Source organism: Amycolatopsis sp. NPDC051106 (genome assembly GCF_040682775.1).
In the GTDB taxonomy this organism is placed as follows: domain Bacteria; phylum Actinomycetota; class Actinomycetes; order Mycobacteriales; family Pseudonocardiaceae; genus Amycolatopsis.
This window is the reverse complement of the sequence record NZ_JBFBBQ010000058.1, coordinates 29,863-56,496: the sequence shown is the minus strand read 5'-3', so window position 1 is coordinate 56,496 and position 26,634 is coordinate 29,863. Positions and strand designations below refer to the sequence as shown.

27 protein-coding genes are annotated in these 26,634 nt (G+C 72.1%); 15 read left to right on the top strand and 12 right to left on the bottom strand.

Translation table 11 applies throughout. From position 1 onward, the window contains the following. Positions 1-182 precede the first annotated feature (182 nt). The 5 genes from AB0M83_RS33520 to AB0M83_RS33500 are packed head-to-tail and all read left to right on the top strand — an operon-like array spanning position 183 to position 2,598. The gene (locus tag AB0M83_RS33520) at positions 183-653 is read left to right on the top strand and encodes a DUF4383 domain-containing protein (protein ID WP_364523146.1); all 471 of its coding nucleotides are present in this window, start codon (positions 183-185) and stop codon (positions 651-653) included. 12 nt (positions 654-665) lie between these two features. Further along, the gene (locus AB0M83_RS33515) at positions 666-821 is read left to right on the top strand and encodes a hypothetical protein (RefSeq protein ID WP_364523144.1); all 156 of its coding nucleotides are present in this window, start codon (positions 666-668) and stop codon (positions 819-821) included. After that, entirely contained in the window at positions 818-1,249 is a 432-nt protein-coding gene (locus tag AB0M83_RS33510) for a hypothetical protein (RefSeq protein ID WP_364523142.1), read from the top strand. Before AB0M83_RS33515 ends, AB0M83_RS33510 begins: the two co-directional genes overlap by 4 nt. After that, a complete protein-coding gene (locus tag AB0M83_RS33505) occupies positions 1,246-1,608 on the top strand; it encodes a VOC family protein (RefSeq protein ID WP_364523140.1) in 363 nt (120 codons plus the stop codon). The genes AB0M83_RS33510 and AB0M83_RS33505 overlap by 4 nt, the downstream gene beginning before the upstream one ends. A gap of 51 nt (positions 1,609-1,659) precedes the next feature. Then, positions 1,660-2,598 (top strand): MerR family transcriptional regulator, encoded by a 939-nt coding sequence (locus tag AB0M83_RS33500; protein WP_364523138.1) that lies wholly within the window; start codon positions 1,660-1,662, stop codon positions 2,596-2,598. A gap of 1 nt (position 2,599) precedes the next feature. Here AB0M83_RS33500 and AB0M83_RS33495 read toward each other — a convergent pair whose 3' ends face one another. Together AB0M83_RS33495 and AB0M83_RS33490 are read right to left on the bottom strand one after the other, a co-directional pair. Next, the gene (locus tag AB0M83_RS33495; protein WP_364523152.1) at positions 2,600-3,034 is read right to left on the bottom strand and encodes a DUF6292 family protein; all 435 of its coding nucleotides are present in this window, start codon (positions 3,032-3,034) and stop codon (positions 2,600-2,602) included. Positions 3,035-3,092: 58 nt separating this feature from the next. Then, entirely contained in the window at positions 3,093-3,749 is a 657-nt protein-coding gene (locus AB0M83_RS33490; RefSeq protein WP_364523136.1) for a phosphoribosyltransferase family protein, read from the bottom strand. Positions 3,750-3,903: 154 nt separating this feature from the next. Here AB0M83_RS33490 and AB0M83_RS33485 point away from each other — a divergent pair, with 154 nt between their 5' ends. Beyond that, complete coding sequence (locus AB0M83_RS33485; protein ID WP_364523134.1) at positions 3,904-5,346, top strand: glycoside hydrolase family 76 protein; 1,443 nt, start codon at positions 3,904-3,906, stop codon at positions 5,344-5,346. 174 nt (positions 5,347-5,520) lie between these two features. On the opposite strand, the gene htpG is transcribed toward AB0M83_RS33485, so the two are convergent. After that, positions 5,521-7,425, bottom strand: coding sequence for a molecular chaperone HtpG (gene htpG, locus AB0M83_RS33480; protein WP_364523132.1), 1,905 nt, complete (start codon positions 7,423-7,425; stop codon positions 5,521-5,523). A 163-nt stretch (positions 7,426-7,588) separates the two neighbouring features. Between htpG and AB0M83_RS33475 the strand changes: the two genes are divergently transcribed. The 3 genes from AB0M83_RS33475 (at position 7,589) to AB0M83_RS33465 (ending at position 10,634) form a co-directional block, all read left to right on the top strand. Beyond that, entirely contained in the window at positions 7,589-8,527 is a 939-nt protein-coding gene (locus tag AB0M83_RS33475) for a ferulic acid esterase (RefSeq protein ID WP_364523130.1), read from the top strand. A gap of 110 nt (positions 8,528-8,637) precedes the next feature. Continuing rightward, on the top strand, positions 8,638-9,099 hold the full coding sequence (locus tag AB0M83_RS33470; protein ID WP_364523126.1) for an HNH endonuclease: 462 nt from the start codon (positions 8,638-8,640) through the stop codon (positions 9,097-9,099). Between the two features lie 179 nt (positions 9,100-9,278). Then, positions 9,279-10,634 carry a protein kinase gene (locus tag AB0M83_RS33465; protein WP_364523124.1) on the top strand — a complete coding sequence of 452 codons (1,356 nt, stop codon included), beginning with the start codon at positions 9,279-9,281 and terminating at the stop codon, positions 10,632-10,634. A gap of 3 nt (positions 10,635-10,637) precedes the next feature. On the opposite strand, the gene AB0M83_RS33460 is transcribed toward AB0M83_RS33465, so the two are convergent. Genes AB0M83_RS33460 through AB0M83_RS33440 form a run of 5 tightly spaced genes read right to left on the bottom strand, consistent with a single transcriptional unit; the run spans position 10,638 to position 16,974 of the window. Continuing rightward, positions 10,638-11,561: a dihydrodipicolinate synthase family protein gene (locus tag AB0M83_RS33460; protein ID WP_364523122.1), complete on the bottom strand. Its 924-nt coding sequence runs from the start codon at positions 11,559-11,561 to the stop codon at positions 10,638-10,640. Next, a complete protein-coding gene (locus tag AB0M83_RS33455; RefSeq protein ID WP_364523120.1) occupies positions 11,561-12,505 on the bottom strand; it encodes an ABC transporter ATP-binding protein in 945 nt (314 codons plus the stop codon). Before AB0M83_RS33455 ends, AB0M83_RS33460 begins: the two co-directional genes overlap by 1 nt. Next, positions 12,502-14,406, bottom strand: a complete 1,905-nt coding sequence (locus tag AB0M83_RS33450) for a dipeptide/oligopeptide/nickel ABC transporter permease/ATP-binding protein (RefSeq protein ID WP_364523118.1) — start codon at positions 14,404-14,406, stop codon at positions 12,502-12,504. The genes AB0M83_RS33455 and AB0M83_RS33450 overlap by 4 nt, the downstream gene beginning before the upstream one ends. Further along, positions 14,403-15,362, bottom strand: coding sequence for an ABC transporter permease (locus AB0M83_RS33445; protein WP_364523116.1), 960 nt, complete (start codon positions 15,360-15,362; stop codon positions 14,403-14,405). The genes AB0M83_RS33450 and AB0M83_RS33445 overlap by 4 nt, the downstream gene beginning before the upstream one ends. A gap of 13 nt (positions 15,363-15,375) precedes the next feature. Then, positions 15,376-16,974, bottom strand: coding sequence for an ABC transporter substrate-binding protein (locus tag AB0M83_RS33440; RefSeq protein ID WP_364523114.1), 1,599 nt, complete (start codon positions 16,972-16,974; stop codon positions 15,376-15,378). Between the two features lie 142 nt (positions 16,975-17,116). Here AB0M83_RS33440 and AB0M83_RS33435 point away from each other — a divergent pair, with 142 nt between their 5' ends. The 3 genes from AB0M83_RS33435 (at position 17,117) to AB0M83_RS33425 (ending at position 21,253) form a co-directional block, all read left to right on the top strand. After that, on the top strand, positions 17,117-17,842 hold the full coding sequence (locus AB0M83_RS33435) for a FadR/GntR family transcriptional regulator (RefSeq protein ID WP_364523112.1): 726 nt from the start codon (positions 17,117-17,119) through the stop codon (positions 17,840-17,842). Positions 17,843-17,954: 112 nt separating this feature from the next. After that, positions 17,955-20,093: a hypothetical protein gene (locus AB0M83_RS33430; protein WP_364523110.1), complete on the top strand. Its 2,139-nt coding sequence runs from the start codon at positions 17,955-17,957 to the stop codon at positions 20,091-20,093. A 14-nt stretch (positions 20,094-20,107) separates the two neighbouring features. After that, entirely contained in the window at positions 20,108-21,253 is a 1,146-nt protein-coding gene (locus tag AB0M83_RS33425) for a S8 family serine peptidase (RefSeq protein ID WP_364523108.1), read from the top strand. A gap of 48 nt (positions 21,254-21,301) precedes the next feature. On the opposite strand, the gene AB0M83_RS33420 is transcribed toward AB0M83_RS33425, so the two are convergent. The 4 genes from AB0M83_RS33420 to AB0M83_RS33405 all read right to left on the bottom strand — a co-directional run bounded on the left by AB0M83_RS33420 (position 21,302) and on the right by AB0M83_RS33405 (position 24,445). Then, positions 21,302-21,955 (bottom strand): response regulator transcription factor, encoded by a 654-nt coding sequence (locus tag AB0M83_RS33420; RefSeq protein ID WP_364523106.1) that lies wholly within the window; start codon positions 21,953-21,955, stop codon positions 21,302-21,304. 2 nt (positions 21,956-21,957) lie between these two features. Then, positions 21,958-22,347 carry a hypothetical protein gene (locus tag AB0M83_RS33415; protein WP_364523104.1) on the bottom strand — a complete coding sequence of 130 codons (390 nt, stop codon included), beginning with the start codon at positions 22,345-22,347 and terminating at the stop codon, positions 21,958-21,960. Positions 22,348-22,376: 29 nt separating this feature from the next. After that, positions 22,377-23,579 carry a cytochrome P450 gene (locus tag AB0M83_RS33410; RefSeq protein ID WP_364523102.1) on the bottom strand — a complete coding sequence of 401 codons (1,203 nt, stop codon included), beginning with the start codon at positions 23,577-23,579 and terminating at the stop codon, positions 22,377-22,379. Between the two features lie 311 nt (positions 23,580-23,890). Further along, positions 23,891-24,445 (bottom strand): copper resistance protein CopC, encoded by a 555-nt coding sequence (locus AB0M83_RS33405; RefSeq protein WP_364523100.1) that lies wholly within the window; start codon positions 24,443-24,445, stop codon positions 23,891-23,893. A gap of 125 nt (positions 24,446-24,570) precedes the next feature. Between AB0M83_RS33405 and AB0M83_RS33400 the strand changes: the two genes are divergently transcribed. The 3 genes from AB0M83_RS33400 to AB0M83_RS33390 are packed head-to-tail and all read left to right on the top strand — an operon-like array spanning position 24,571 to position 26,493. Continuing rightward, complete coding sequence (locus tag AB0M83_RS33400; RefSeq protein ID WP_364523098.1) at positions 24,571-25,038, top strand: hypothetical protein; 468 nt, start codon at positions 24,571-24,573, stop codon at positions 25,036-25,038. Beyond that, entirely contained in the window at positions 25,031-26,203 is a 1,173-nt protein-coding gene (locus tag AB0M83_RS33395; protein ID WP_364523096.1) for a PPE domain-containing protein, read from the top strand. The genes AB0M83_RS33400 and AB0M83_RS33395 overlap by 8 nt, the downstream gene beginning before the upstream one ends. Then, positions 26,200-26,493, top strand: a complete 294-nt coding sequence (locus AB0M83_RS33390; protein ID WP_364523094.1) for a hypothetical protein — start codon at positions 26,200-26,202, stop codon at positions 26,491-26,493. The genes AB0M83_RS33395 and AB0M83_RS33390 overlap by 4 nt, the downstream gene beginning before the upstream one ends. Positions 26,494-26,634 lie beyond the last annotated feature (141 nt).

Genomic DNA, 26,634 nt, shown 5'->3' with positions numbered 1-26,634 from the left:
CCGCGAGCCGGAACGGTCGATCAGCTGAGCACCTGGGCCATGGCGGGCTCGACGGGGCGCGACCGGCCGGGCGCCGGGGGCGACCGCGCCGGCCGCACCCCCCGCCGCCGTCCGGCCCCCGCCATTCCCCCGTTTTCCGTCCGGTACCCCGGGTATCCGCGCCCGGAGGGAAGGAGGCCCCCATGTCGTCGTCCGCCGACACCCGAAAACCGGCCCCGGCCTGGCTTCGCCCGGCCGCCGCCGTCCTCGGGCTGCTGTACCTCGCGCTCGGGATCGCCGGGTGGCTGACGCCGGAAACGGCGACGGTCGGCCACGTGACGACCGGCCAGGTGATCGGGCTCTTCAGCTCGAGCGTCGTCCTCAACCTCGTCCACACCGTGGTCGGGGTGCTCGGGCTCCTCGCCGCGACCCGCCACGCCGGCGCGCTCATCTACTGCTGGGTCCTGTTCGTCGGTCTCCTCGGCATGACCGCCTACGGCGTGCTCGCCACGGCGTTCAGCACGCCGGAGGACCCGATCAACCTCAACTGGGCCGACAACTGGCTGCACGGGCTGACCGCGATCGCAGGCTTGGTGCTCGGGATCGCCGCCGCCCGCGCGGGCCGCGCGGTTTCGGCTCGTGGCCGGCGGGTAGCCGGGCAAGACGCCGCGTGAAGGAGGGTTCTCATGCACCGCGAAAGCGACCAGCACTCGCCGCGCGAAGATGACGAGCTGAGCGGGACGTTGGCGGGCAACGGCCCGTCCCGCGCCGAGGAGTGGCGGGACCCCGAAGGTCCCGCCGACGACGACCCGGACGTCCCGCCGATGGGCGGAGGCGCATGACGACCGGTGAAGCGACGGCGGCGGAGCGACCCGCCGTCGTCGTGCACTACCGCCTGCGTGCCGAGTTCGCCGTGCGGTTCCCTTGGCTTCGCCGCGTGCTGGGCACCCGCAGTGGCCTCGAGCTGGACGCCGACGGCCTGCGCGTCCGGCTCGGGCCGTGGCTCGTCTCGACCCCGCTGGCCAACATCGCCGGCGCCGAGGTCAGCGGGCCGTACAGCGCGCTTCGCGGCCTCGGCGTCCGGCTGTCCCTCGCCGACCGCGGCCTGACCTTCGGCACGACCACCGAAGGCGGTGTGTGCCTGCGGTTCCACGAACCGGTGCCCGGCATCGACCCGTGGGGCCTGATCCGCCACCCGGGCCTGACGGTCACGGTCTCCGAACCGGACCTGGTCGCCGAAGCGATCAACCGGGTGGTGGCGCAGCCGTGACGACCCTGCGGATCCTGGCCGTCGCGGTGGACTGCCGTCAGCCGGACCTGCTGGCGGAGTTCTGGGAAAAGGCGCTGGGCCGGGGAAAGACACGGACCTGGACCGACTCCCACGGCCTGACCTACCACCAGCTGGAGCTCGACGACGGACCGGCGTTGCTGTTCCAGCCGGTGCCCGAAGAGAAGGCGGGCAAGAACCGGCTGCACCTCGACCTGGCACCGGCCGAGGGCGACCAGCGCGCGGAGGTCGAGCGGCTGGTGATGCTGGGCGCGAAGGTCCTCGACGACCCGCCGGACGACCCGTGGATCGTGCTCGCGGACCCGGAGGGCAACGAGTTCTGCGTCCTGCCGCCGCGCTGACCCACGGTTTCGAGTTGAGTCTCCCTCAGGGGGAGACGGCAGGCTGTGGGCATGGACGACGAGAACCTCCTCACGATCGGGGCGCTGGCCGCGCGGACCGGGCTGTCGGTCAAGAAGATCCGGTTCTACTCCGACCGGGGGATCGTTCCGGCGACCTGTCACAGCCCGGCCGGCTACCGCCTGTACGACGTGGCCGCCCTGGCCCGGCTGGAACTGGTCCGCACGCTCCGTGCGCTGGACATCGATCTCGCCACGGTCCGGCGCGTGCTGGCCGAGGAGACCACGCTGCCCGAGGTCGCCGCCGCGCACGCGGCGGCCCTCGACGTGCAGATCCGGGCACTGCGCCTGCGGCGTGCGGTGCTGGCGGCGGTCGCGAACCGGAAATCGACCCCTCGGGAGACGGACCTGATGCACAAGCTGGTGAACCTGTCCGACGCCGAACGGCGCCGCTTCATCCACGATTTCGTCGACGACACCTTCGGCGGTGTCGACGCCAATCCGGCCATGGTGGAGCTGCTGCGGTCGAGCATGCCGGAGCTCCCCGAAGACGCCACCCCCGAACAGGTCGAGGCGTGGATGGAGCTCGTGGAGCTGGTGCAGGACACCGACTTCCGGGCCGCAGTGCGGCGGATGGCCGAGTACCAGGCGGCCCAGCGCGCCGACGGAGACACGACCGGCCTGCACCACGAGCTGACCGAGACCGTGCGCGAAGAAGTCGGCCGAGCGCTCGCGGCGGGGATCGCCCCGGACTCGGAGCAGGCCGGCGGCGTGGTCGCCACGCTCACCGCACGCTACGCCGAGACGTTCGGCAAGACCGACGACGATCGGCTGCAGCGGTGGATCCTTGACCGGCTCGAGGTCGCCGGCGACCGTCGCGTCACGCGGTATTGGCAGTTGGTGGCCACCATCAACGGCCGGCCTCCGCTCCCGGACCTGGAACCGGTGTTCACCTGGTTCGGCCGGGCACTGCGCGCTCGTCTCGCGCGCTGACTCAGGCCTGGCCCTCGGGCAGGCAGACGTCGTCGCCCGCGTAGGTGGCGAGGCGTTCGTCGAAGCCGTCCGGGGCCCCGGGTCTCCGGAAGTCCGGCGCGTCCGGCTGCCCTGGATAGCCGTCGCCGTAGAGACCGCGAACAAACGCCACGACCGCGTCCGGCGTCGGCAGCACGTCTTCGCCGAGGTACGCGAGCACCACCGCGTCGTCGCCGGCCGCCGACTCCACCGCGGCGGCCCAGCCGTCGCGCTCGTCCCACAGCAGCGCCGTTTCGTGGTCCGGGAACCGCGGGAGCCGCTGCTCCAGCGCGAGGTACGCCGTGGCGGGCACGTCCACCTCGCAGAACCAGGCGGGCGAGTCCAGCTCGGCCGCGACGGCCAGCAAGTACTGTCTCAGCCCGCGCGCCGCCGCGCCGAGCCCGTCCCGTTCGATCACCACGAGCCTGTCCTCCGGTCGGTACCCCCGGCCGGGTGGTACCCCACCGCCTCCGTGGTCAACCCCGGTCCTCCCCCAGGTGGAGCAGCAGGTCAAGGACCTCTTCGTCACTCGTCTGGCGGAAATCCGCGTACCACTGACCGACCGCGCGAAACTCCGGCGGTTCGGCCACGCAGACGACGTCGTCGGCCTCGCTGCGCAACCCCGCCGCCGCGCCGGGGGCGCCGACGGGCGCCGCGAACACCAGTGATCGGGGATTCCGGGCCCGCACGTCGCGCAGCGCCGCCGTCGCGGTGACGCCGGTCGCTAGCCCGTCGTCGACGAGGATGACGTCCCGGCCGGCGAGACCGGGGGTGGGCCGGCCGTCCCGGTAGCGCTCGAGCCGCCGGCGCGCCTCCGCGCGTTCCCGGCGCTCCGCCCGCGCCATCCGCGCCGCGGTGAGCTCGAGCCCGCGCAGGATCGCTTCGTCGTAGATCGCCGGGCCGTCCGGGGTCACCGCGCCGACGCCGAACTCGCGCCGGCCGGGTGCGCCGATCTTGCGCGCCACCGCGACGTCCAGTTCGGCCCCGAGCCGCCGCGCGACGACGGCGGCCACCGGCACACCGCCGCGGGCCAGGCCGAGCACGAGCGGAGCGGACCAGCTGCGGCGGACCAGCTCTTCGGCCAGCCGCCGGCCGCCGTGCTCGCGGTCGGCGAAGACCCGCTGGCCGTCCATTGCCCGCTCCCTCCGCATCGGTCGCCAGGATAAACCCGCGCCCTTGCGAGCGACGTGCGTGATTTCCTGTCCGAAACCTGTCTTGGTAAGGACTGGACCAATATTATTAGGGCCCGAGAATGGAAGCATCTCCCTTCAGCGCGGAAGGTGACAGATGAGCTTCCTGATCCCCCTGCTGACCGTGGTCCTGGCGGCCACGCCGACACCGGCCCCGAGCCCGGCCGCGGCCGCTCCGCTCGCGGCGATCTGCGACAAGTACTGCGACGCCAGGGATCCCGCCCTCTCCCCCGGCGACCGTGAAGGCGCTTCGGCGTCCATCAGTGGCCGGCGGCTCTCCCTGCACCTCGACGACGGCGACGACATGGGCTGGGCGGCGATCACCGGGGGTGCGGCCGGCGACCACGTCTGGCTGGACCGCTCGTTCGACGCCGGACGGACCTGGGCGTCGGGCAGCAAGCTGGGCGACACCGCGACACCGTCGGGTTCGACCGGCTGGCGGACCCTGATGTACAACGCCGACGACTGGGCGAACAAGGGCGTCGGCCTGCTGCGGGCGTGCGGGCAGCCCGCGGGTTCGGGGAGCATCGCCTGCACCGGCTGGGCGCGCCCGACGTGGAACGCCTGGGACCGGCGCACCGCCGGCGCCACCGCGCTGATGGAGCGCTACAACCTCGGCACCGGTCTCTTCGACACGACCGGCTGGTGGAACTCGGCCAACGCGCTGACCGCGATCATCGACAACGCCCGGATCAGCGGGATGGGCAGCTACCGCTACGCGATCGACACCACCTACACGAAGAACCTCGGGGCCCAGGGCGGCCAGTTCCGCAACGACTACCTCGACGACACGGGCTGGTGGGGCCTGGCGTGGGTGGACGCGTACGACCTGACGGGCGACAGCAAGTACCTGAACACCGCGCGCGCCGACGCCGACCACATGTACGCGTACTGGGACGGCGTCTGCGGCGGCGGGGTCTGGTGGAGCACGAGCCGCACCTACAAGAACGCCATCCCGAACTCGCTGTACGTCCAGCTGAACGCGGCCCTGCACAACCGGATCCCGGGCGACACGGTGTACCTGGCGCGGGCCCGGGCGGGCTGGACCTGGTTCGCCGGCAGCGGGATGATCAACGGCTCGAACCTGGTCAACGACGGGCTGACCACGTCGACGTGCGCGAACAACGGCCAGGCGGTGTGGTCGTACAACCAGGGCGTGCCGCTGGCGGCGCTGACCGAGCTGAACCGCGCGACGGGGGACGCGAGCCTCCTGACGAAGGCCCGCGCGATGGCGAACGCGTCGACGACGAACGGCTCGCTGAACCCGGGCGGCATCCTCCGCGACCCGGGCGAGACGGCCGGGGGCGGCGGCGGGGACGGGCCGACGTTCAAGGGCGTCTACGCCCGGGACCTGGCGGCGCTGAACGCGGCGTTGCCGGACCGTCCGTACACGAGCTACCTGCAGCGCCAGGCGAACTCGGCGTACGCGAACGACCGCACCGGCGCGGACGCCTACGGGCTGATGTGGGCGGGCCCGTTCGACCAGTCCGACGCCGCGCGCCAGCAGAGCGCCCTGGACCTGATGAACGCGGCCCCCTGACCGCGTGATCCGGGCCGGAACTCGCGTGCTCGAGCCCGGATCCGGCGTGATTGGAGGCGGAACTCGCGAGTCACGGCTTCAATCACGCGAGTCACGGCTTCAATCACGCGAGTTCCGGCTTCGATCACGCGAGTTCCGGGCTGCCCGGGCGGGCGGACCCGCCCGGGCACCGGCTCAGAGGGTCTTCTCCAGGCGGCTCGCCAGGAGCTTGATGAACCGGGCCGGGTCACCCAGCTCGCCGCCCTCGGCCAGCAGCGCCATGCCGTAGAGCAGCTCCGCCGTCTCGGCCAGCCCGGCGTCGTCCGGGCGGGCGGTGTGCGCTTCCCGGAGGCCGGTGACCAGCGCGTGCTCGGGGTTCAGCTCCAGGATCCGCTTGATCGGCGGCAGCTCCTGCCCCATCGCGCGGTACATCTTCTCCAGCGTCGGCGACAGGTCGTGCGTATCCCCGACGATGCACGCCGGCGACGTCGTCAGCCGCGACGAGAGCCGGACCTCCTTGACGTCCTCGCCCAGCGCCGTGCCCATCCACGACAGCAGGCCCTCGAAGTCCTTGTTCTGCTGCTCGCGCGCGACCTCGGTGGCCTTCTTGTCCTCGTCCGACTCGAGGTCGACCTGGCCCTTGGCGATCGACTGGAACTGCTTGCCGTCGAAGCCCGGCACCGCGTCGACCCACATCTCGTCGATCGGGTCGGTCAGCACCAGCACTTCGTAGCCCTTGGCGCGGAACGCCTCCATGTGCGGCGAGTTCTCGATCGCGGACCGCGACTCGCCGGTCATGAAGTAGATGTGCTCCTGACCGTCCTTCATCCGCTCGACGTACTCGCGCAGCGAAGTCGGCTTCTCCGCGTCGTGCGTCGAAGCGAACGACGAGATCTCGAGGATGGCCTCGCGGTTCTCGAAGTCGTCGAGCAGGCCTTCCTTGACCGCGCGGCCGAACTCGCGCCAGAACGTCGCGTACTTCTCGGCGTCGGCGCTCATCATCGTCTTGACCGTCGAGAGGACCTTCTTGACCAGGCGACGGCGGATCAGCTGGATCTGCCGGTCCTGCTGGAGGATCTCCCGCGAGACGTTCAGCGAAAGGTCCTGCGCGTCGACGACGCCCTTGACGAACCGCAGGTACTCGGGGACGAGCGACTCGCAGTCGTCCATGATGAAGACGCGCTTCACGTACAGCTGGACGCCGCGCTTGCGCTCCCGCAGGAACAGGTCCATCGGCGCGTGCGAGGGCAGGAACAGCAGCGCCTGGTACTCGAACGTCCCCTCGGCCTGCAGCCGGATCGTTTCCAGGGGGTCCTGCCAGTCGTGGCTGACGTGCTTGTAGAACTCGTGGTACTCGGCCTCGGTGACCTCGCTCGACGAGCGCGCCCACAGCGCCTTCATCGAGTTGACGGTCTCGGTCTTCGGCTCTTCGCCCTCGCCGGCCTCGGCCGCCATGCGGATCGGCCAGGTGATGAAGTCGGAGTACTTCTTGACGATCTCCCGGATCTTCGCCGGGGACGTGTAGTCGTAGAGGTGGTCCTCGGCGTCCTCGGGCTTGAGGTGCAGGGTGACCGCGGTGCCCTGGGGCGCGTCTTCGACCGGCTCGATCGTGTACGTGCCTTCGCCGGTGGACTCCCAGCGGACGCCCTCGGTGGTGCCCGCCTTGCGCGTCACCAGCGTGACCTTGTCGGCGACCATGAAGCTCGCGTAGAACCCGACGCCGAACTGGCCGATCAGGTCCTGCGACGCCGCCGAGTCCTTGGCCTCCTTGAGCTTGGTCAGGAAGTCGGCGGTGCCGGACTTGGCGATGGTGCCGATGAGGGCGACGACCTCGTCGCGCGTCATGCCGATGCCGTTGTCCCGCACCGTCAGGGTCCGCTCGGCGGGGTCCGTCTCGAGCGCGATGTGCAGGTCACCGGTGTCCGCGTCGAGGTCCTTGTCGCGGTACGACTCCAGCCGCAGCTTGTCCAGGGCGTCGGAGGCGTTGGACACGAGCTCCCGCAGGAACGTGTCCTTGTTCGAATAGATCGAATGGATCATCAGCTGGAGCAGCTGACGCGCTTCCGACTGGAACTCGAGCGTCTCGATCGGGGTGGTCACTTCCAGTCCTTTCCGGGGCGGGGTGCCGAGTAGGCCGATCCTACCGAGGCGGTCCGACATTCCCGGTGCTCACCCGGTCGTGCACTTTATGAACGCAATGTAGGTGGGTCCCGCGTCGCGGGGTGATGCTGGCCACGCCCCGCTGCCGATCAAGGAGGATCGAGTGCCCGGACCCCTGCCCCGGTGGGCGGCCGCGTTCGCCGCGGCCTGTGCCCTGACCACCGCCTTCGCCGCTCCCGCCGCCGCGGCGGGCGTCGTCGACCACCCCGTGCGCACCACCGGCTGCGGCCGCGCCGCCCCCGTGCCGTCCGGGGTGACGACCACTCGGCACGTCGTCTCCGGCGGGCTCGAGCGCGAGTACACCGTGCACCTGCCGGCGCACTACAGCCCGCGCCGGGCGTACCCACTGGTCCTGTCGTTCCACGGGCACAAGCGCACGTCGCAGTACCAGGAGGAGCTGTCCGGCTTCTCGGCCCTCGACGCGATCTCGGTCTACCCGCAGGGCCTGATCGGCACCGACGGCGAGTCGGCGTGGACCGGCGCGCCCTACTCGGCGGCCGCCGACGACGTCCTGTTCACCAGCGACCTGCTGAACTCGCTGCAGCGCGAGCTGTGCGTCGACAACGACCGGATCTTCGCCGCCGGCAAGTCCAACGGCGGCGGGTTCGTCGGCGTGCTGGCCTGCCGGCTGCCGGGCCGGATCGCGGCGTTCGCCCCGGTGTCGGGCGCGTTCTACCCGCAGGGCGGTGACTGCCGCCCGAGCCGGCCGGCGCCGATCCTCGACTTCCACGGCACCGCCGACACGACCATCCCCTACACCGGCAACCCGGCGAAGGGCCTGCCGGCGATCCCGGATTGGCTCGCGGCTTGGTCCACAAGGGACGGTTGTTTCCCGGAACCCGTTTCGTGGACGCCGGTCCGGGGCGTGGTCGCGCAGAAGTGGCTCGGCTGCGACCGGTGGAGCACCCTCGAGCACTACCGCGTCGAAGGCGCCGGGCACGTCTGGCCGAGCACCGGGCCGAACAACGACTCGGCCACGCCGGCGGTCATCGACGCGACACCGGTCATCTGGCGGTTCTTCCGCACGCATCCCCTGCGGTGAAACACGATTGACGCACGTCGCGCCCCTCGGCGACGATGACGTGCACCAGGCAGAAGCCGCCCGCCGGACCAGCCGACGGGCGGCTTTCGCGTCATCGAAAGGGGTTCACCATGCGCGTACTGGTGCTCAACGCCGGCTACGAGCCGCTGCAGACCGTGTCCGTTCCGCACGCCATCCGGATGCTGGTGCGGCACGTCGCCGAGATCCACGAGGCCGAAGACGGTCTCGCGTACGGGTTGTTCCCGCGCCCGAAGATCGTGCGGTTGCTGCGGTACGTGGTCATGAAGTGGCGATATACGCAGCCGCCCCGCTGGTCCCGCCGCGGGGTGCTGACCCGCGACGGCCACCGCTGCGCGTACTGCGGCCGCCGGGCCACGACGATCGACCACGTGACGCCGCTCAGCCGCGGCGGCGCGCGGACGTCGTGGCTCAACACGGTCGCCGCCTGCGGGGGCGCGTCCCGCAGCTGCAACGCGCGCAAGGCCGACAAGCTGCCGGCCGAGGCGGGGATGACGCTGCGGTTCACGCCGTACGTGCCGACGTGGGACCAGCTGCACGCGCCCGGCGCCTGACGACCCGGCGTGGTCGGCAGGCAGGCCGGAGGTCGCGAACGACCCGTTCGCGACCTCCGGCGCCAGGGATGAGTCATTCGCGGTGCCCGGCGTTCGTCGGCGCCCCGGACCGCGGGTCGTTAAGCTCGAACCGATCGTCCCCCGCATCCGTGTGTTCCGGGGGAAGGCCGGGAGGTCGTGTGACCGACGCAGGACAGCTGATCGCCGGGCGCTACCGGCTGGACGAGCGGATCGGCCAGGGCGCCATGGGCGTCGTCTGGCGTGCCCGTGACGAGCGGCTCGACCGCGTCGTCGCCGTCAAGCAGCTGGGCTACGACCCGGCGATCGGGCAGGCCGCCGGCGACCAGGCCGCCCTGCGCGCGCTGCGGGAGGCCCGGCTGACCGCGCGGCTGCGGCACCCGCACGCGATCACCGTGCACGACGTCGTCGAGGAAGGCGGCGAGCCGTACCTCGTGATGGAGTACCTGCCGTCGCGCAGCCTCGCCGACGTCCTGCTCGACCGGGAGCGCCTGCCCGCCGACGAGGTCGCGCGCATCGCGGTGCAGGTCGCGTCCGCGCTGGCCGCCGCGCACGCCGAGGGCATCGTGCACCGGGACGTCACGCCCGCCAACGTCCTGCTCGCCGAGGGCGGGGTCGCCAAGATCGCCGACTTCGGCATCTCCCGCGCCACCGGCGAAGGCACCGTGACCGGCGGCGGCTTCATCGCGGGCACGCCGGCCTACCTGTCCCCCGAAGTCGCCGGCGGCGGCGAAGCCGGTTTCCCGGCCGACGTGTTCTCCCTCGGCGCGACGCTCTACCGCGCGCTGGAGGGCATGCCGCCGTTCGGCAACGACGACAACCCGATCGTCCTGCTGCTGCGGGTGGCCCGGGAGGAGCCGATCCCGCCGCGCCACAGCGGCCCGCTCGCCGAAGCGCTCGGCCGGCTCCTGCAGCGCGACCCGGCGCAGCGTCCGTCGATGGCGGAGGTCCAGGAGCTGTTCGAGGCGGTCACCGGCGGCCGTCCGCTGCCCCCGCCGCGTCCCCGCCCCCGCACCGAAACGCGCATGGTCCGCCTCCCCCGCCCGCGCCGGCGGGCGGTGCTGGCGTCCGCGGCCGGAGCCGTCCTGCTGGCCCTGGGCGTGGTGATCGGGACGGCGCTCGTGCCGGACGGGAACACCCCGGTCGCCGCGCCGGCGTCGTCCACGCCCCCGGTCACCTCGCCCCCGGTGACCACCACTCCGGCCGACCTGGGCTGCTCGGCCAGCTACGCGGTGACGACGTCGTGGCCGGGCGGCTACCAGGTCCAGGTGACGGTCCGCAACGACCACGGCGCCGGCCTGCGCGGCTGGAGCGTCCGCTGGTCCCTCCCCGACGGGCACCACATCGCGGGCCTGTGGAACGGGACGTTCACGGTCGAGGGCACGACGGTGACCGTGGACAACGCGGACTGGAACGCGAAACTCGACGCGGGCGGCTCGACGACGTTCGGCTTCAACGCGGTCACCGGCAAAGGCGACGCCACCGCACGACCGCAGCTCACCTGCCGGACGGTCTGACCATCAGAGCAGGCCCGCCTCGGCGAGCTTTTCCTTGATGCGCAGCAACTCCTCGTCGTCGAGGGGAAGCTGCGGCGGCGCCATGACGGCGTTGTCGATGAAGCCGCGCAGCTTCATCGCGGCCTTGAACGCGCCGAGCCCGGCCGAGCCGCGGCCCATCCGGCTCGGCGGCGCCACCGACGTGATCGAGAACAGCTTCAGCAGTCGTTCCTGCTCGCGGCGGGCCGCGGCGAGGTTGCCGGACTTGAAGTGGTCGTGGATCAGCACGTACCCGACCGGGTCGACGTTGCCGAGGCCCGGGACCGCGCCGTCGGCACCCATCGCCAGGGCCGCGTCCACGACGAGTTCGGAGCCGGTGAACACCGCGAAGGAGTCGAGGCCGCGTTCGCGCTTGCCGAGCAGCACGGCCCGGAACGCGGCTTCGTCACCGCTGGAGTCCTTGAGCCCGGCGAGGACGCCGTCGGTGGCCAGGTCGAGGACCATCCCGCCGTCGAGCTTCGTGTGCACCGCGACCGGGATGTCGTAGGCGACGATCGGCAGCGCCGTCCTTTCGTGCAGCAGCCGGAAGTGCCGGTCGACCTCGGCGACGTGCGTCCGCGTGTAGTACGGCGCGGTGACGACTACGGCGTCGGCCCCGGCGGCTTCGGCCGCCTTGATGTGCTCGGCGACCCGCAGTGTCGTCATGTCGATACAGCCGGCGAGCACCGGGACGCGCCCGGCGACCTGGTCGACCGTCGTTTCGACGACGACGCGGCGCTGGGCGTCGGGCAGGAAGGCGACCTCGCTGGAGGAGCCCAGGACGAAGACGCCGTGCACACCGGCGTCGAGCTGGAACTCGACGTGGCGGCGCAGCGAGTCGGTGTCCACGCTGAAGTCGTCGTTGAACGGCGTGCACAGCGGCGGGACGATTCCGGCGAACTTCGGCATCAGGCGCTCACTCCGGCAGGGATCTCGGGATGGATGCAGCGGTAGGTGTGGCCCCCGCCGGCCGTGGCCGGCGCGGGTAGCTCGGCCGCGCACTCGCCGGTCGCCTTCGGGCAGCGGGTGCGGAACGGGCAGCCGCTCGGCGGGTGCGTCGCCGACGGAACCGGCCCGGTGAGCACGATCGGCTCGGCCGGGTGGAGCAGGCTGGGCGTCGCGGAGAACAACGCCCGCGTGTAGGGGTGGCGGGCCTCGGCGCCCACCGGCGCCTCCTCGACGATCCGGCCCAGGTACATCGTGACGATCCGGTCGCTCATCTTCGACACCGTCTGGATGTCGTGGGAGACGAAGACCATCGCCAGTTCCAGCTGTTCGCGCAGGTCGAGCAGCAGGTTGAGGATCTGGGCGCGGACCGAGACGTCGAGGGCGGACGTCGGCTCGTCGGCGACCAGCAGCGCGGGCCGCAGGGCCAGGGCCCGCGCGATGGCGACGCGCTGACGCTGGCCGCCGGAGAGCTGGCCGGGCACCGCGTCGGCGGCGCTGGCGGGCAGGCCGACCAGCGCCATGAGCTCCCGGACACGCTCGTCGCGCTCGGCCGGCGTCCCGACGCGGTGCACGTCGAGGGGGTCGCGGATGATCTTGGCGACGGCGAGCCGCCGGTTGAGCGCGGTCGAGGGGTCCTGGAAAACCATGCCGACCTCGCGGCCGGATCCCTCGTCGAGGGGCTTCCCGCGGAACCGGACCGTGCCCGCGGTCGGGCGCTGCAGGCCGACGATGACCTTGGCCAGGGTGGACTTCCCGCAGCCGGACTCCCCGACGACGCCGATCGTCTCGCCGGGGTTCACGACCAGGTGGGCGTCGGTCAGGGCGTAGACGTGGTCGTGGCCGAACAGGCCGCGGCCGCGGATCTTGTGCACGACGTGGACGCCGTCGAGCTCCAGGAGGTTCACGCCGTCACCTCCTTCTCGCGAGCGACGTCGACCGCCGGGAAGTGGCAGGCGACGAGGTGGTCGACCGGCTCGCCGAAGCGGACCGGGGTCTCGTCGTGGCACTTGGCGCGGGCCGCCGGGCAGCGCTCGGCGAAGCGGCAGCCCGCCGGGAACTCGGCCGGGGCCGGGACGACGCCCTTGATCTGGGTCAGCCGGGCCTCGCTGGCCTCCAGCGACAACACCGCGCTGAGCAGGCCGCGCGTGTAGTGGTGCCGGGGCGAGCCGACGACCTCGGCGGTGGCACCCAGCTCGGCGACCTGGCCGCCGTACATGACGACGACGCGGTCGGCGATCTCGGACACCAGCGCGAGGTCGTGCGAGACGAGGACGAGCGCGAAGCCGAGCTCCTCCTGCAACCGCAGCAGCAGCGCCATGATCTGGGCCTGGACGGTGACGTCGAGCGCCGTCGTCGGCTCGTCGGCGACGATCAGCTTCGGGTCTCGCGAGAGCGCCATCGCGATCAGCACGCGTTGGCGCTGGCCGCCGGACAGCTCGTGCGGGTACGCGCGCAGCGTCCGTTCCGCGTCCAGGTTGACCAGTTCCAGGAGTTCGGCCGGGGTGCGGGTGCCGCCGCGGCGGGTGAACTGCTTGAGCTGGGCACGGATCGTCATCGCCGGGTTGAGGGAGCTCAACGCGTCCTGGTAGATCATCGCGATGTCGTGGCCGAGGTGCCGCCGGCGCTCGCCCGGGCGCAGCGCGAGCAGGTCCCGCTGGGCGAACCGGATCCGGCCGGACACCTGCGCCGTCGCCGGCTGGAGGCCGAGGATCGACAACGCCGTGAGCGTCTTGCCGCACCCGGACTCGCCGATGAGACCCAGGACCTCCCCGGCGCGGACGCTGAAGGACACGCCGTCGACGACGTCGACTCCCTCGTGGCGGCCGGGGAACGCGATCCTGAGCCGGTCGACCTCCAGGACCGTCTCGCGGTGGTCGAGGGACCGGGCGGTGCGGGCCAGCCGCTCCCCCGCTTCCCGCAGGCCGGCGATGGGCAGGACGGGCGCGGTGTCGGCGTCTTCCCGCTTCGCGACCGCCTTCGCGACTTCGGCCGCCTTGACGGCGCGGGCCGACGGCGCGGCCCAGGCGTCGGAGATCCGCTCGGACAGGATGTTCAGCGCGAGCACCGTGACCAGGATGAGCAGGCCGGGGAACAGCGTCGCCCACCAGCCGCCGGTCAGCACCAGGTCCTTGCCGTCGGCGAGCACCGAGCCCCACGACGGGTCCGGCGGCTGGATGCCGGCGCCGATGAACGACAGCGACGCCTCGAACACGATCGCGTCGGCCACCGTGACCGTGCAGTACACCAGCACCGGCGCCGCGCAGTTGATCGCGACGTGCCGGGTCAGCACGAAGAACCGCTTCGCCCCGATCACGCGCTCCGCGGCGACGTAGTCTTCGCCGTACTGGGCCAGGACATTCGCCCGGATCACCCGCGCCACCGGCGGCGTGTTGAGGAACCCGATGGCCAGGATCAGCACGAGGATGCCGTGGCCGAACACGGCAACGAGCACCGCGGCCAGCGCGATGCCGGGAAACGCCATGACGACGTCCAGCACGCGCATGACCACGGCGTCCACCCGGCGGTGCGACGTGGCGGCGAACGCCCCGATCACCGCCCCCGACACGAGCGCGAGCGCCACCGCCCCCAGGCCGATGGCGAGCGACCAGCGCGTGCCGGCGACGAGCCGGGAGAAGATGTCCCGGCCCGACGTGTCCGTGCCGAACCAGTGCGCACCGCTCGGACCGCCGGTGTCGGTGCTGAGCGCGTCCGGGTTGTGCGTCGCGACGAGCGTGCCGAGCACGGCGACCAGCAGGAGGACGCCGAGGATCGCGAGCGCGGGCCAGGCCGCGCGCAGGCGCCTCACGCGTGGCTCCGCAGGCGCGGGTTCGCGATCAGGTACAGAACGTCGACGATCAGGTTGACCAGCACGAACCCGATCGCGATCGTGATGACGAAGCCCTGCACCTTGGCGGTGTCGCCGTCGGTGACGGCCTGGATCATGTTCTGCCCCATCCCCGGCAGCGCGAACATCGTCTCGATCACGACCGCGCCGCCCAGCAGGTAGCCGACCCGCAGGCCGAGCACGGTCAGCGGCGTGACCAGGGCGTTGCGCAGCACGTTGCGCCCGACCACGACCACCGGCGGCAGGCCGCCGCCGCGCGCGGTGCGGACGTAGTCCTTGTCCAGCTCCTCGACCATCGACGTCCGGATCACCCGGGTCAGCTGCGCGGCCACCGGCAGGGCGAGGGAGACCGCGGGCAGCGTCAGCGAGTTCAGCCAGCCGCCGAAGGAGTCGGCCGGGCTGACGTAGCCGCTGGTCGGGAACAGGCCCTGGCCGACGGCCAGCCACTGGACCAGCAGCAGTGCCACCCAGAACGCCGGCGCGGCGACCCCGGCCAGGGTGACCACGCGGATCGCCTTGTCCGGCCAGCGGTCGCGGTACAGCGCCGACGTCACGCCGAGCACGAGCGCCGTCACCAGCGCGATGACCAGGCCGAGCAGGGTCAGCTGCACGGTCAGCGGCAGCGCCGTCGCGATCGTGTCGCCGACCGGCTGCTTGGTGATCACGCTGGTGCCGAAGTCGCCTTGGACCAGGTGCCAGACGAAGTGGACGTATTGCAGCGGCAGCGGGTCGAGCAGCCCGTTTTCGAGCCGGAACTGCTGGAGCTGCTCGGCGGTGGCGTTCGCGCCGTCGAACGCCGCCAGTGCCGGGTCGACCGGCGCGAACCGCATCACGATGAACACGAACAGGATCACGCCGAGCAGCAGCGGGATCAGGGCGAGGATGCGGCTGAGCAGCATCCGCACGACGACGGCCACGGGTGTTCTCCTCCTAGACCGGCTTGGCCTGGTTCAGGTAGATGCCCGGGTAGCCCTGGGCGCGCACGCCGGAGATCGCCTTCGGGTCCCACGCCGTGCCGAGCTGGGTGAACACCACCGGGTAGATCACGGCCTGTTCGGAGATCAGGTCCAGCAGCTGCTTGTTCAGCGTCGTCCGCTTGGCCTCGTCCGTTTCGGCCGCGGCCTGGTCCTGCAGCGCGAGGAGGGACTGCGCGTCGGGGCCGGTGAAGCGGGCGTACTTGCTGGTGAGGATCGACTTCGCGTCGTAGTAGTAGCGGATCATCAGGTCGGGGTCGTTGCCGAACTGCAGCGGGTTGTTGGTCGTGGCGACGACCTGGAAGTCGGTGCCCGCGTCCAGCTTGGAGAACAGTGCCTTGGTGTCCTGGGAGTCCAAGGTGGTCTGGACGCCGATCGCGTCCCAGCCCTCCTTGATCACCTTGACGCAGTCGGCGACCAGCGACGTGTTCGTGGTGGACAGCGTGACCTTGAGGTTGCTCACGCCGGCCTGCTGCAGCAGCTGCTTCGCCTTGTCCGGGTTGTAGACGAAGTCCTGCGACGCCGGCTGCGATGACGGGAGCTTCGGGTTGATGAAGGACGTGCCGGGCGAGCCGGCGCCCTTCAGCCCGATGTCGATCATCTTCTGCTTGTCGATGGCGTAGTGCAGCGCCTGGCGCACGAGGTTCTTGTCGAACGGCGCGTGCGCGGTGTTGAAGAGCAGGAAGAGGTTGTTGCCGCCGTCGGCGAACTCGACCGTGCGGCCGGCCTTGCGCAGCTGGTCGGCGTTGGCGGCCGGGATGTTCTCGGCGATCTGCGCGTCCGGCTTGGCGCCGGAGATCGCGGCGACGCGGGGGGCGGAGTCCACGATGGACTTCCACAGCATCTTGTCGTAGGCCGCCGGACGCGGGCCGTTGTAGCCGGCGAACTTCTCGAAGCTCGTGTGGCTCAGTGGTGCCTGCTCGACGACCTGGTACGGGCCGGAGCCGACGACCTTGCCGCCCTTGGCGTCGTCCCACTTGCCGTCGTAGACGTGCTTGGGCACGATCTTGCAGCACTGGATCCGCTGCAGCGCGTACGGGAACGGGAACTTGAGGACGAACTCGACCGCGCGGTCACCGGTCTTGCGGACTTCGGCCAGCCAGTGCGAGAAGAAGCTGTGGATCAGCACGTTCTCCTTCTCGTCGAGCGCGCGGGCGTAGGTGAAGACGACGTCGTCGGCGGTCACCGGCTGCCCGTCGTGCCACTTCGCGCCGTCTCTCAGCTCGAACTTCAGGCTGGTACCGCTCGTGTCGGCGGGCAGCGCCTTCGCCAGGCCGGGGAAGGGGGCGCGGGTGATCGGGTCACCCTCCACGAGGGACTCGTAGCAGTGCAGGATCGCGGCCATCGAGAACGCGGAGGCGGTCTGCAGCGGGTCCCACGTCTGGTTGTTGCCGTAGCCGATGACGGCGGTCAGCGAGCCCGCCGAGCTGCCGGTCTTGTTGGTGGACGCCGGCCCGCCGCACGCGGCGAGCACGGTCGGGAACGCCAAAGCCGCCCCGGCGAAGGTGGTGTAGCGCAGCAACTGGCGGCGGCTGAGCGACGGGCTCTGGGACATCGCTGTCTCCTGCGGGCCTCGAACGGTAGGACATGGGACGTCCTATGACCGGCGTGAGCCTAGGATGGCTTCGCGTGCCGGTCAACCCTTCTGGACGTATGACGTAGGATGTCCTCTCACGACGCATCCGGGGAGGACAGCAGTGGCCCGTCCGCAGCGCAGCGAAGAGATCACCAAGCGCATCATCGACCTGATCGTCGAGCGGGAGCTCCCGCCGGGCGCACCCATGCCCACCGAGCTGAGCCTGATGGAAGACATCGGCGTCAGCCGCAACTCCATCCGCGAGGCGATCAAGGCCCTGCAGGCCCTCGGCATCGTCGAGATCCGGCACGGCTACGGCACGTTCGTCGGCTCCGCCGGGTCGGAATCGCTGCAGACCTGGCTGCTGTTCCGCACCCGCGCGCGCGGTGCCACCGACGTCGGGCGCCTGCGCGACCTCCTCGAGGTGCGGGAGATGCTCGAGACCGAGCTGACCCGCCGCGTCGCCACCGACCACCGGCCCGGCCTGGTCGAGGAACTGCAGGCCTGCGTCACGCGGATGAAGCGCAAGGGCCCGGACGCCGCCGAGGCCGACCGCGAGTTCCACGACCTCATCTGCGCCGAGGCGGGGTTCGACCTCGCGCGCGAGCTCACCGGGCTGTTCTGGGACGTCTACCGGATCGCCGAAAGCGAGCTGGGCGGGCCGGCGTCGTCGGCGACGGCCACCGCGAAACGGCACCAGGCGATCGTCGACGCGCTTCTGCTCCGTGACGCCGACGCTGCTGCCGAAGCCGTGCACCGGCACTTCGACGAGGTCCGCAAGCGCGCGAAAGCCGGTCCGTACGGGGGTTTCGGCGTCGCCCGGCCGGTGCCCGCGACGCATTCCTGACTCTCGGTCGTTGACCCGTTCGGGGTAACTTCCGGAAGTTCGAGAACCGGGCTCAACGGGTCCGGCGTCTGGCTCGTCAGTGATGGTGATCAACCACCACACGGAGGTGCCAGTGCGAAGAACACTTTCGGCGTTCGCGGTCCTGCTCGCCGGTTCGGCGGGATTGGCCGGGCTCGCCCCGCCGACCGCGGTGGCCGCTACGACAGTGTCGTCAGCGGCAACCGCCACTTTGCCCACCGGTGACCGGGTCACCGTCCGGACCACCGGCGACGGCCGTCCGGCGTACGACGTCCAGCCGGCCGTGGAGAAAGGCATGGCACGGGCGCTCGTGCACCTGCGGCTGGGCGAACGCGACTACGAGGTGCCCGGAACCGCGCTCCCCTACCTGGGGCGCGGGCTGGACCTGAGCCTGTTCGACGTCCAGGCGCTCCTGGCCGGCGCGGCGGCCCCGGTCGACCCGGCGGCGTTCAGCGCCGCCCTGGCGAAGCAGTTCAAGGAGGACAACGCGAGGGGCCACTTCGGGGGTCAGGGGCTCTTCGCCGGGGGAAAGACTTTCGCGCTCTCGGGGGCGCCGACGCGGCGGGCCGTGCAGCCCCGCTCGGTGCTGCGCACGGTTTCGGTGGACGCCAAGGACATCGCGGGCAAGCCGGCCGACACCGGTGTCGCGTTCCTGTACAACACCGACGACGGCAACCTGCTCGACCCGAACGAGAGCCTCAACTACTTCTCGGGCGGCACGGCGAAGTTCAGCGCGCCGGACGGGAACTACAGCGCGCTCGGCCTGTTCTGGACCGCCGACGCCGACGGCAACCCGACCGAGGTGCGGTTCAGCGCGCAACCGGAGTTCGCGGTGAAGGCGGACAAGACCGTCCGCGTGGACGCTTCGCGCGCCTCCAGCAAGGTGACCTGGGTGACGCCGCGGCCGGCGCTGCTCGACGACACCGGCTTCCTGTTCCGCCGGGCCGCGAAGACCGGGCCGGCGCTGCTCGTCGACTTCGACGCCGGGCCCGGCGTGCCGATCTCCGTGTCGCCGACGGCGGTCCCGGTCCGGACCGGCGCGCTGCAGACGTACCCGTACAGCAGGCTGGTGTCCCCGCCGGGGCCGGGCACGCCGTACGAATACGTGCTTCAGAAGGCGAGCGTCGGCACGATTCCGCAGCAGCGGTACGTGATCACGGCGAAGGACGTCGCCGCGGTGAACGCGACCTACTTCAGTGAATACGCGACCCTCGGCCGGCGGCAGCGCAGCGGGATGTTCTCCTTCGAGGACATCAGCGGCCGGGTCTCGCACCCGATCGAGCTGCCCCGGAAGCAGACCGAGTACGTCTCCGCGGCGCCGGACCTGCGCTGGTTCGGCGGGTTCTCGAAGTACATGCCGCCGGGGCCCTTCCCGGCCTGGGCCGGGGGCCAGTACGAGCCGTTCCACGCCTACACCGGGGGCACCACGGTCACGGAGGACTGGAACAAGTTCCCGCTGCACCCGGCGGGCGGAGTGGCCCTGCTGCCGCTGTCCGACGGCAGCGCGCCGGAGATCCCGGCCGCGACGCGCGCCGGCGACCTGCTGCGGTTGTCGATCACGCCGTTCAGCGACAACCAGCCCGGGCACACCGGGTTCGGCTTCTCCGGCGAGCGGACGGACACGATCACCGGCCACTACACGCTGACCCAGGACGGCGCGACGATCGCCGAGGGCAGCCCGGTGGGGGCGACCGAACTGGCGCTGGAGCAGGAGGTCGCGGCCGGGCCGTCGACGCTGGGGCTCACGGTCGACGCGGGCCGCACCGGCCCGATGTACCACCAGAGCACGGCCACCCACACCGAATGGACGTGGAAGTCCCAGCACACCGACGGCACGCTCCCGCCGGCCCTCTACTGCGCGCGCGGCGCCGAGGGCCGGGACCGGTCGTGCGCGGTCGAACCGATGCTGACGCTGGGGTACGCGGTCGGCGGGCTGCGACCGGACGGGTCGACGCCGTCGGGTCCGCAGAGCCTGGACCTCACGGTGGGGCACCTGCAGCTGAGCGCGGGGTCTCCGGTGACGGCCGCGACGGTGCAGTACTCGACCGACGGCACGACCTGGCAGGACGCGACCGTCACCCCTCGCGGCGACGGCGTCTTCCACGCGGACTTCACCGCGGCCACGGACGAGTACCGCGGCACCGACGTCTCCCTGCGCGTCACGGCTTCCGACGCGGCCGGGGCGACCGTGGCCGAGTCGATCACCGCCGCCTACCACGTCTACGCGTCCTGAAGGGAAGGTCCACTGTGCACAGATCGATCATCGGCGTGCTGAGCGCCGTGGTGGTCGCCGTGGGGGCCTTCGCGCCGGCCGCGTCCGCCGCACCGGAACCGCGGGCGGCGTGTCCCGACCCGGGTGCCGGCCTGCTGCGCTGCCTGACCACGTACGCCCCGGTACGCGCCTTGGCCGACGGTCCGGTCGGCTGGGGCGCCGACGACCTGGCGTCGGCGTACCGGCTGCCTTCCGACGCGGGGCCGGACACGGTCGTCGGCATCTCGATCGCCTACGACGCGCCGAACCTGGAGGCGAACCTCGCGGCGTACCGGGCGCAGTACGGCCTCCCCCCGTGCACGACGGCGAACGGCTGCTTCCGCAAGGTGAACCAGCAGGGCGCCGCGGCTCCCCTGCCGGCCGCGAACTTCGGCTGGGCACTGGAGTCCACTTTGGACGTGTCGATGGTGTCGGCGGCGTGCCCGTCGTGCCGGCTCCTGGTCGTCGAAGGCAACACGCCCGGGTTCGCCGACCTGGCGGAGACGGAGGACACGGCGGTCCGGCTGGGCGCTTCGGTGGTCTCGAACAGTTACGGCGCGCGGGAAAGCGGCGCACCGCTGGCGTTCGCGAGCCACTACCGGCACCCGGGTGTGACGGTGGTGGCGTCCTCGGGCGACGCGGGCTTCACGGCGGCGAGCTACCCGGCGGTCCTGCCGACCACGGTGGCGGTCGGCGGGACGACGCTGGCCCGCGACCCGTCCTCGGCCCGCGGCTGGACGGAGTCGGCGTGGCAGTACGGCGGCAGCGGCTGCTCGGCGTACCTCGCGAAGCCGTCGTGGCAGAAGGACACCCACTGCGGCAAGCGAACGGTCGCGGACATCGCGGCGGCGGCGGAGGACATCGCGATCCACTACACGGACGCGGGCGGCTGGCTCCCGGTGAACGGCACCAGCGCCTCGGCCCCGTACATCGCGGGTTTGATCGCCCGTTCGGGCCACGCGGGAACGACCCAGCCCTCGACGATCTACGCGAAGAAAGGCTCATTCACGGACATCACGGCAGGCAACAACGATCCGACCGGCGGCGGGAAGAAGTGCGGCAGCGACTACCTGTGCGTAGCGGGCCCGGGCTACGACGCCCCGACGGGAGTCGGCGTCCCCCTCGGCCTCCGGGGCTTCTGAAGTCCGTGAAGGCCTCCTTACCGGCTCCTATGGCCGGTAAGGAGGCCTTCACGGCCGTTCGGTGCCCGGCCGGCACAACCCTCGCTCGTACGCCAGCAACCCCGCCTCGGTCCGGTGCGCACACCCCAGCTTCCGCACCACCTGAGCCACCAGCCCCCGCACCTCCGGCTCCGCCGCACCCAGCCGGCCCGCGATCTCGGCGTTCGTCAACGCGGACCCGATGCCGACCAGCACCTCCCGCTCCCGCGCCGACAGGCGATCCACCCCGGCCAGCCGCTCGTCCCGCGGTCCCGACAACCGCGTCGCCGCCGAGACCAGCCGGCGGGAGGCGTCCGGGGAGAGCACCACGTGCCCGTCCGCGGCCAGCCGGACCACCTTGATCAGCTCGTTGCGCCGGGCCGAGCGCAGCAAGTAGCCCGAAGCCCCGTCGCGCAGCGCCCGCAGGATCCCGGCGTCGGAGTCGAACGTGACCAGCGCCACCACGGCCGGGCGGCGGAAGACCGGCCCCAGCGGCGCCAGCCGCAGGTCCAGCAGCACGACGTCCGGCAGCCGGCTGCGAAGGGTCGTCCGGGCCGCCGCCGCGTCCGGGGCCGAGCCGACCACCTCGATGCCGTCGGTCTCGGCCAGCAGGGCGCCCAAGCGGGCCCGCACCGCCGGGTCGCGCTCGGCCAGCAGCACCCGGACCGGCGGCGGTGGCAGCACCCTCAGTCCTTGGGCCGCAGGCGGATCAGCGGCAGGTCGGTCCGCGACGCGCCCACCAGGTCACGCCCGCCCGGGCCGCGCAGCCGCAGTTCGCGGAACCGCACCGAAGACAGCTGCGCCGCTTCGATCGGGTACACGTCACCGTAGCGCTTGATCTTCTCGACCAGTTCCTTGCCCAGCAGCTCCACCAGGCCCGCGTGGCGGCTCGAGCCGCCACCGAGGGGTACGTCCAGCTGCCTGCGCACCTCGGGAAACCGCTGGTCCAGTTCGACGGCCAGCTGGTGGATCGTGACGTAGGCCGGGCCGAACTCGGACGCGTCCGGCCCCGGCGGGATCTCGGCCAGCACCTTGATGAGCTTGTCGTCCATTCCGAGTTTGTCCCACAGGGTCACGTTTTCCTCCTGTCGTGGCCGCCGCAGGTCTACCAGAGGACCGGGACGCGGTCCACTCCCCCGGTGACCCGGTTCGTCCGGACCGCCAGCTCCTCGGCCGGCACCGCGAGCCGCAGCCCCGGGAACCGGCGGAACAGCGAGCCGAACACGACACGCAGCTCCGTGCGGGCGAGACTCGCGCCGATGCAGAACCAGCCGCCGTAAGCGAACGCCACGTGCGCATTGGGCTTGCGCTCGGGGTCGAATTCCGCGGCGGCGGGGAACACCGACGCGTCCCGGTTCGCCGCTGCCAGCGAAAGGACGACCGCGTCGCCCCGGGCGAGGGTCACCCCACCCAGCGAGACGTCGTCGTGCGCGTACCGCAGCACGCCGAGCCCACCCGGCGCGGACAGCCGCAGGATCTCCTCGACGACGCCGTGCGTCCGGCCCTCGGGGTCGGCGGCCAGCGCGTCGCGCCGCGCGAGGTCGGTGAGCAGGTACAGGACGCCCAGGTCGATCCGGTTGGACGTCGTCTCGTGACCGGCGAAGAGCAGGCCGGCGGCCAGCCGGGCGAGGTCGTCGTCGGTGAACCCGGGGTCCTCGGCCTGCGCGCGCACCATGTCCGAAACGACGTCCTGACGGGGTGCGCGACGCTTGGCGTCCGCCAGCCGGCCCATGTACGCCGCGAACTCGTCGAGCGCCGCTTCGGCGCCGGAGCCGATGTCCATCCGGCCCATCCGCTCGGACAGCACGCGGAACGTGTCGCGGTCCTCGTACGGGACGCCGAGCAGTTCGCAGATCACCAGCACGGGCAGCGGGAACGAGAGGTGTTCGTGCAGGTCGACCGGCTCGTCCGCGCGCCGGGCGCGCTCCATGGCGGCGAAGCAGCCGTCGGCCAGCTCCTGGACGTGGCCGGCGAGCCGCCGGATCCGGTTGGCGGAGAAGGCCGGAACCAGTATTTTCCGCATCCGCGCGTGCTCGACGTGCTCGGTTTCGTGGTCACCCTGCGGCCGGCTGAGAATGGCCGCGTCCGACAGCGCCGACGCGGTTTCCGGCGCCGGGTGCGAGCGGCCGAAGCGCGGGTCGGTGAACACCGCGCGGACCTCTTCGAACCCGGTGACCAGCCACGCCGGGTCGCCGGTCGGGGTGGTCACCGCCACGACCGGCCCCTGCCGCCTTAGCACCTCGAAGAGCGGGGCGATCTCCAGGACGTTCGGCCGCTCGAACGGCAGGCGCGGCGTGCCGGTGGTCATCGGGGTCTCCTCCCGGGTGCGCGGCCGGTCGGCGCGGACACGGGCGGCCCGGTCACCGGCCGCTCCCCCCGGTCCCCCTGCGTTCCACGGTACCGAGAAACCCGCGCGACGGCGGGAACCGCGCGATTCCCCGCCCTTTCGGGCCAACGCCCGAAACTGTCGGTCCCCTCCGCTAGCGTGGATACCGGGGGCCGGAGGCACGACCTACGGCAGTTTCCAAGCCTGCGTAAGCGCGATCGGCAGGTCGCTCAGCTTGTCCAAAGTGGACCGGGACGCGTCGTCCCGGGAAAGCCGGGTCGTAACGGAGTAGCTCAGTCCTTCCCGCGGCCCTTCAGCTGGCGCAGGCCGACGACGATCACCGCGAGCAGCCCGACGACCCCGACCACAACCCAGATCCAGCCGGGGATGCCGCTGGTGTCGACCGCGGTCGGCGCGCTGGGCGCCTGGGCCTGGGCGGACGCCGTCGGTGCCGGGCTCGCGGAAGCCGGCGGCGAACTCTCGGCCGTGACGCTGAAGTGCACGGTGCCGGTGAGGTTGTCGCCGTCCTTGGCGATCACCTTCCAGGTCAGCGTGTAGGCCTGGGCCGGTCCGGACGGCGTCACCGGCGCGGTCACGACGGCGCCGGCCACCACCGGCGTGCCGACCTGCCAGGCCGTACCGTCGCGGCCGGTGACCTTCAGCGCCTCCGGCGGCAGGGTCACGGGCTCGCCGAAGGTCAGCCGGACCTCCGCCGGCGCGGCCGCGAGCGCGGCGCCTTCGGCGGGTGAGCTGGACTCCAGCTCGGTGTGGGCCGAGGCCGGCCCGGCGAGCACGACGAGCCCGATGAGGGCGGCGAGAACGGCTCCGAACGCACGACGCGGGATCATCCGGACATCCTGCCCTATCCGGCCGTGCAGTCTTCGTGTCCACCCGTGCACCCGGGTGGGGGTCCCTTCTCATCGCGGCGCGCATTGGCCAGGATGGACGCCTGGGTGGCAAGGGAAGGACCTCCATGGCGACTGTGCGCGACGAGGCCGACGCGCGGCGGCAGCTGCGTGCCGAGCACCAGCGTGAGAAGGACGAACCGAGGGAGCGCGCCTCGGGCGTCGAGAAGCCGCAGGGCGCCGGCGCGGCCGCGCTGGTCGCCGACGGCACCGACGTCCTCGAGCTGGACTACGCCGAGATCGACGCCGCCAAGAGCGCTCTCGACGCGCGGCACCAGGAGCTGTCCGGCTACCTCGAAAGCGCCCGCGAGCTGGGCACGCCGCTCGCCGACGGCAAGGGCCCGGTCTCCCATTGGATGCGCCGCTCGTTCGGGCTGCGCGGGGGCGCCGAGGCCGGCGGTGTGCAGGCCGCACTGGAGTCGTACCTGGCCGAGCTCGCTTCGCTGCGGCAGGCGCTCGACACCGTCGCGGCGTCGCACCGGAGCAACGACGAGGAGGCCGCCGCGTCCCTCCGGGTGGGTGAAACCGATGCCTGAGTTCCACTCCACGCACCACCAGCCGACGGCGCGCGAAAAGGCGAAGGCGCGGCGGGTGCGTCGAGAGAAAGCCGTCAACAACCGCGAAGACTCGTTCGGCAAGATCAACTGGGACAGCTACGACCACCGCGAGCTGTGGGACATGGTCCAGTCGGCCGACCCGCCGCGGCTCGGCGAGCAGGCGCACCGGTGGGCCGAGCTCGCCCGGGGCGTCGACACGGCCACCGGCGACGTCCACACGCTGGTGCAGAAGCTGCTGCTGTCGTGGCGCGGGCCGTCGGCGGCGCAGGCGGCGGACTCGGTGCAGCGCCTGACCGGCTGGGCGAGCACGGCGGGCGAGAACGCCCGGCACATCGGCGACGGCCTCGACACCTACACCTCGGCGATCGGCGAAGCCCGGCGGAAGATGCCGGAACCGGTGCACTACTGGGCCGAGCGCTGGTTCAAGGAGGGGTACGCGGTCAAGCGGCTCGACGGGCCCCAGGGCACGTACATGCTGGACGAGCTGCTCGACGACAAGCTGCCGACGAAGAAGCAGGCGGACGACGCGAAGGCCGAAGCGGTCCGCGTGATGGAGCAGTACGAGAGCGCGAGCCACGACGTCCGCCACCGCCTCCCCCCGGCGTTCGACACGGCACCGCAGGTCAGCGCGGCGGGCTCGGACCCGGTGGCGCCGCGGGTGCCTCATGCGCCTGTGGTCGAGGCACCGCCTCCCGACCGAGAGCCGGACGCCGTTCCGGACCGGGTGCCGGACGACTCGACGTCGACCGCGTCCGTGGTGCCGCCTGTGTTCACCGGCGCGGGGGTACTGCCCGCCGCCGGCCTCGACGGGGTGATCGGCGCGGGCGGGCCGGGGACGGTGTCCGGGCCGGGTTTCGCCGGCTTCGTCGGCTCGGGTCCGGCCGGTGCGGGTGCGGGTGGTGCGGGTGCCGCGGGTTCGCTGGGCGAAGGCGGGCGGGCCGGCGTGGGGCGCTTCGGGACGGCGGCATCGGGCTTCGGCCCGGGGCCGGCCGGTGGGCGCGGCGCAGGAACGGGGTACGGGATGTACCCGCCCGGCCAGGGTGCGCGGCGCGAGGAGGACACCGAGCACCGCGACAAGTACGCGGACGGCTACGACCTCCTCGACGACCTACCCCCGGCGTATCCCCCGGTGTTCGGCGAATGACCGGCGGCTTCCACGCGGACCCGGCGGCACTGGACGCCCTGGCCCTCCGCCTCGAGGACACGGCGGAGGAGTACGGCGCGGCAGCGAGCGAGGTCGAGACAGCGCCCGGCGACCTCGGCCCGCCGGCGGTGACCGGCGCGCTCGCGGTGCTGGCCGGCGAGTGGTCGGGCAGGATACGAGCGGTGGAAACGGACTTCGCGACGGCGGCGGGCAGCGTCCGAGCGGCCGCGAAGGCCTACCGGGCAACGGATGCGGCCGCGGCCGAGGAACTGGGCCGAGCCGATGGCTGACCACGTCGCGACCACTGGCCGCCCGCGTTTCGGCTTTCCCGCCGGGCTGCCGGTGCCGAGCCGCCGACCGGCCGGGCACACTGCCATCCACGAACCGGCCGAGCCGATGGCCGCCCACCCCGCGACCACCGCTCACCCCCA

What these genes read in the sequence shown, in the direction of transcription:
- AB0M83_RS33520 (WP_364523146.1), top strand. Translation starts at nt 183, where the DNA reads ATGTCGTCGTCCGCCGACACCCGAAAACCGGCCCCGGCCTGGCTTCGC.
- AB0M83_RS33515 (WP_364523144.1), top strand. Translation starts at nt 666, where the DNA reads ATGCACCGCGAAAGCGACCAGCACTCGCCGCGCGAAGATGACGAGCTG.
- AB0M83_RS33510 (WP_364523142.1), top strand. Translation starts at nt 818, where the DNA reads ATGACGACCGGTGAAGCGACGGCGGCGGAGCGACCCGCCGTCGTCGTG.
- AB0M83_RS33500 (WP_364523138.1), top strand. Translation starts at nt 1,660, where the DNA reads ATGGACGACGAGAACCTCCTCACGATCGGGGCGCTGGCCGCGCGGACC.
- AB0M83_RS33490 (WP_364523136.1), bottom strand. Translation starts at nt 3,749, where the DNA reads ATGGACGGCCAGCGGGTCTTCGCCGACCGCGAGCACGGCGGCCGGCGG.
- AB0M83_RS33485 (WP_364523134.1), top strand. Translation starts at nt 3,904, where the DNA reads ATGAGCTTCCTGATCCCCCTGCTGACCGTGGTCCTGGCGGCCACGCCG.
- AB0M83_RS33470 (WP_364523126.1), top strand. Translation starts at nt 8,638, where the DNA reads ATGCGCGTACTGGTGCTCAACGCCGGCTACGAGCCGCTGCAGACCGTG.
- AB0M83_RS33460 (WP_364523122.1), bottom strand. Translation starts at nt 11,561, where the DNA reads ATGCCGAAGTTCGCCGGAATCGTCCCGCCGCTGTGCACGCCGTTCAAC.
- AB0M83_RS33440 (WP_364523114.1), bottom strand. Translation starts at nt 16,974, where the DNA reads ATGTCCCAGAGCCCGTCGCTCAGCCGCCGCCAGTTGCTGCGCTACACC.
- AB0M83_RS33410 (WP_364523102.1), bottom strand. Translation starts at nt 23,579, where the DNA reads ATGACCACCGGCACGCCGCGCCTGCCGTTCGAGCGGCCGAACGTCCTG.
- AB0M83_RS33405 (WP_364523100.1), bottom strand. Translation starts at nt 24,445, where the DNA reads ATGATCCCGCGTCGTGCGTTCGGAGCCGTTCTCGCCGCCCTCATCGGG.
- AB0M83_RS33400 (WP_364523098.1), top strand. Translation starts at nt 24,571, where the DNA reads ATGGCGACTGTGCGCGACGAGGCCGACGCGCGGCGGCAGCTGCGTGCC.
- AB0M83_RS33395 (WP_364523096.1), top strand. Translation starts at nt 25,031, where the DNA reads ATGCCTGAGTTCCACTCCACGCACCACCAGCCGACGGCGCGCGAAAAG.
- AB0M83_RS33390 (WP_364523094.1), top strand. Translation starts at nt 26,200, where the DNA reads ATGACCGGCGGCTTCCACGCGGACCCGGCGGCACTGGACGCCCTGGCC.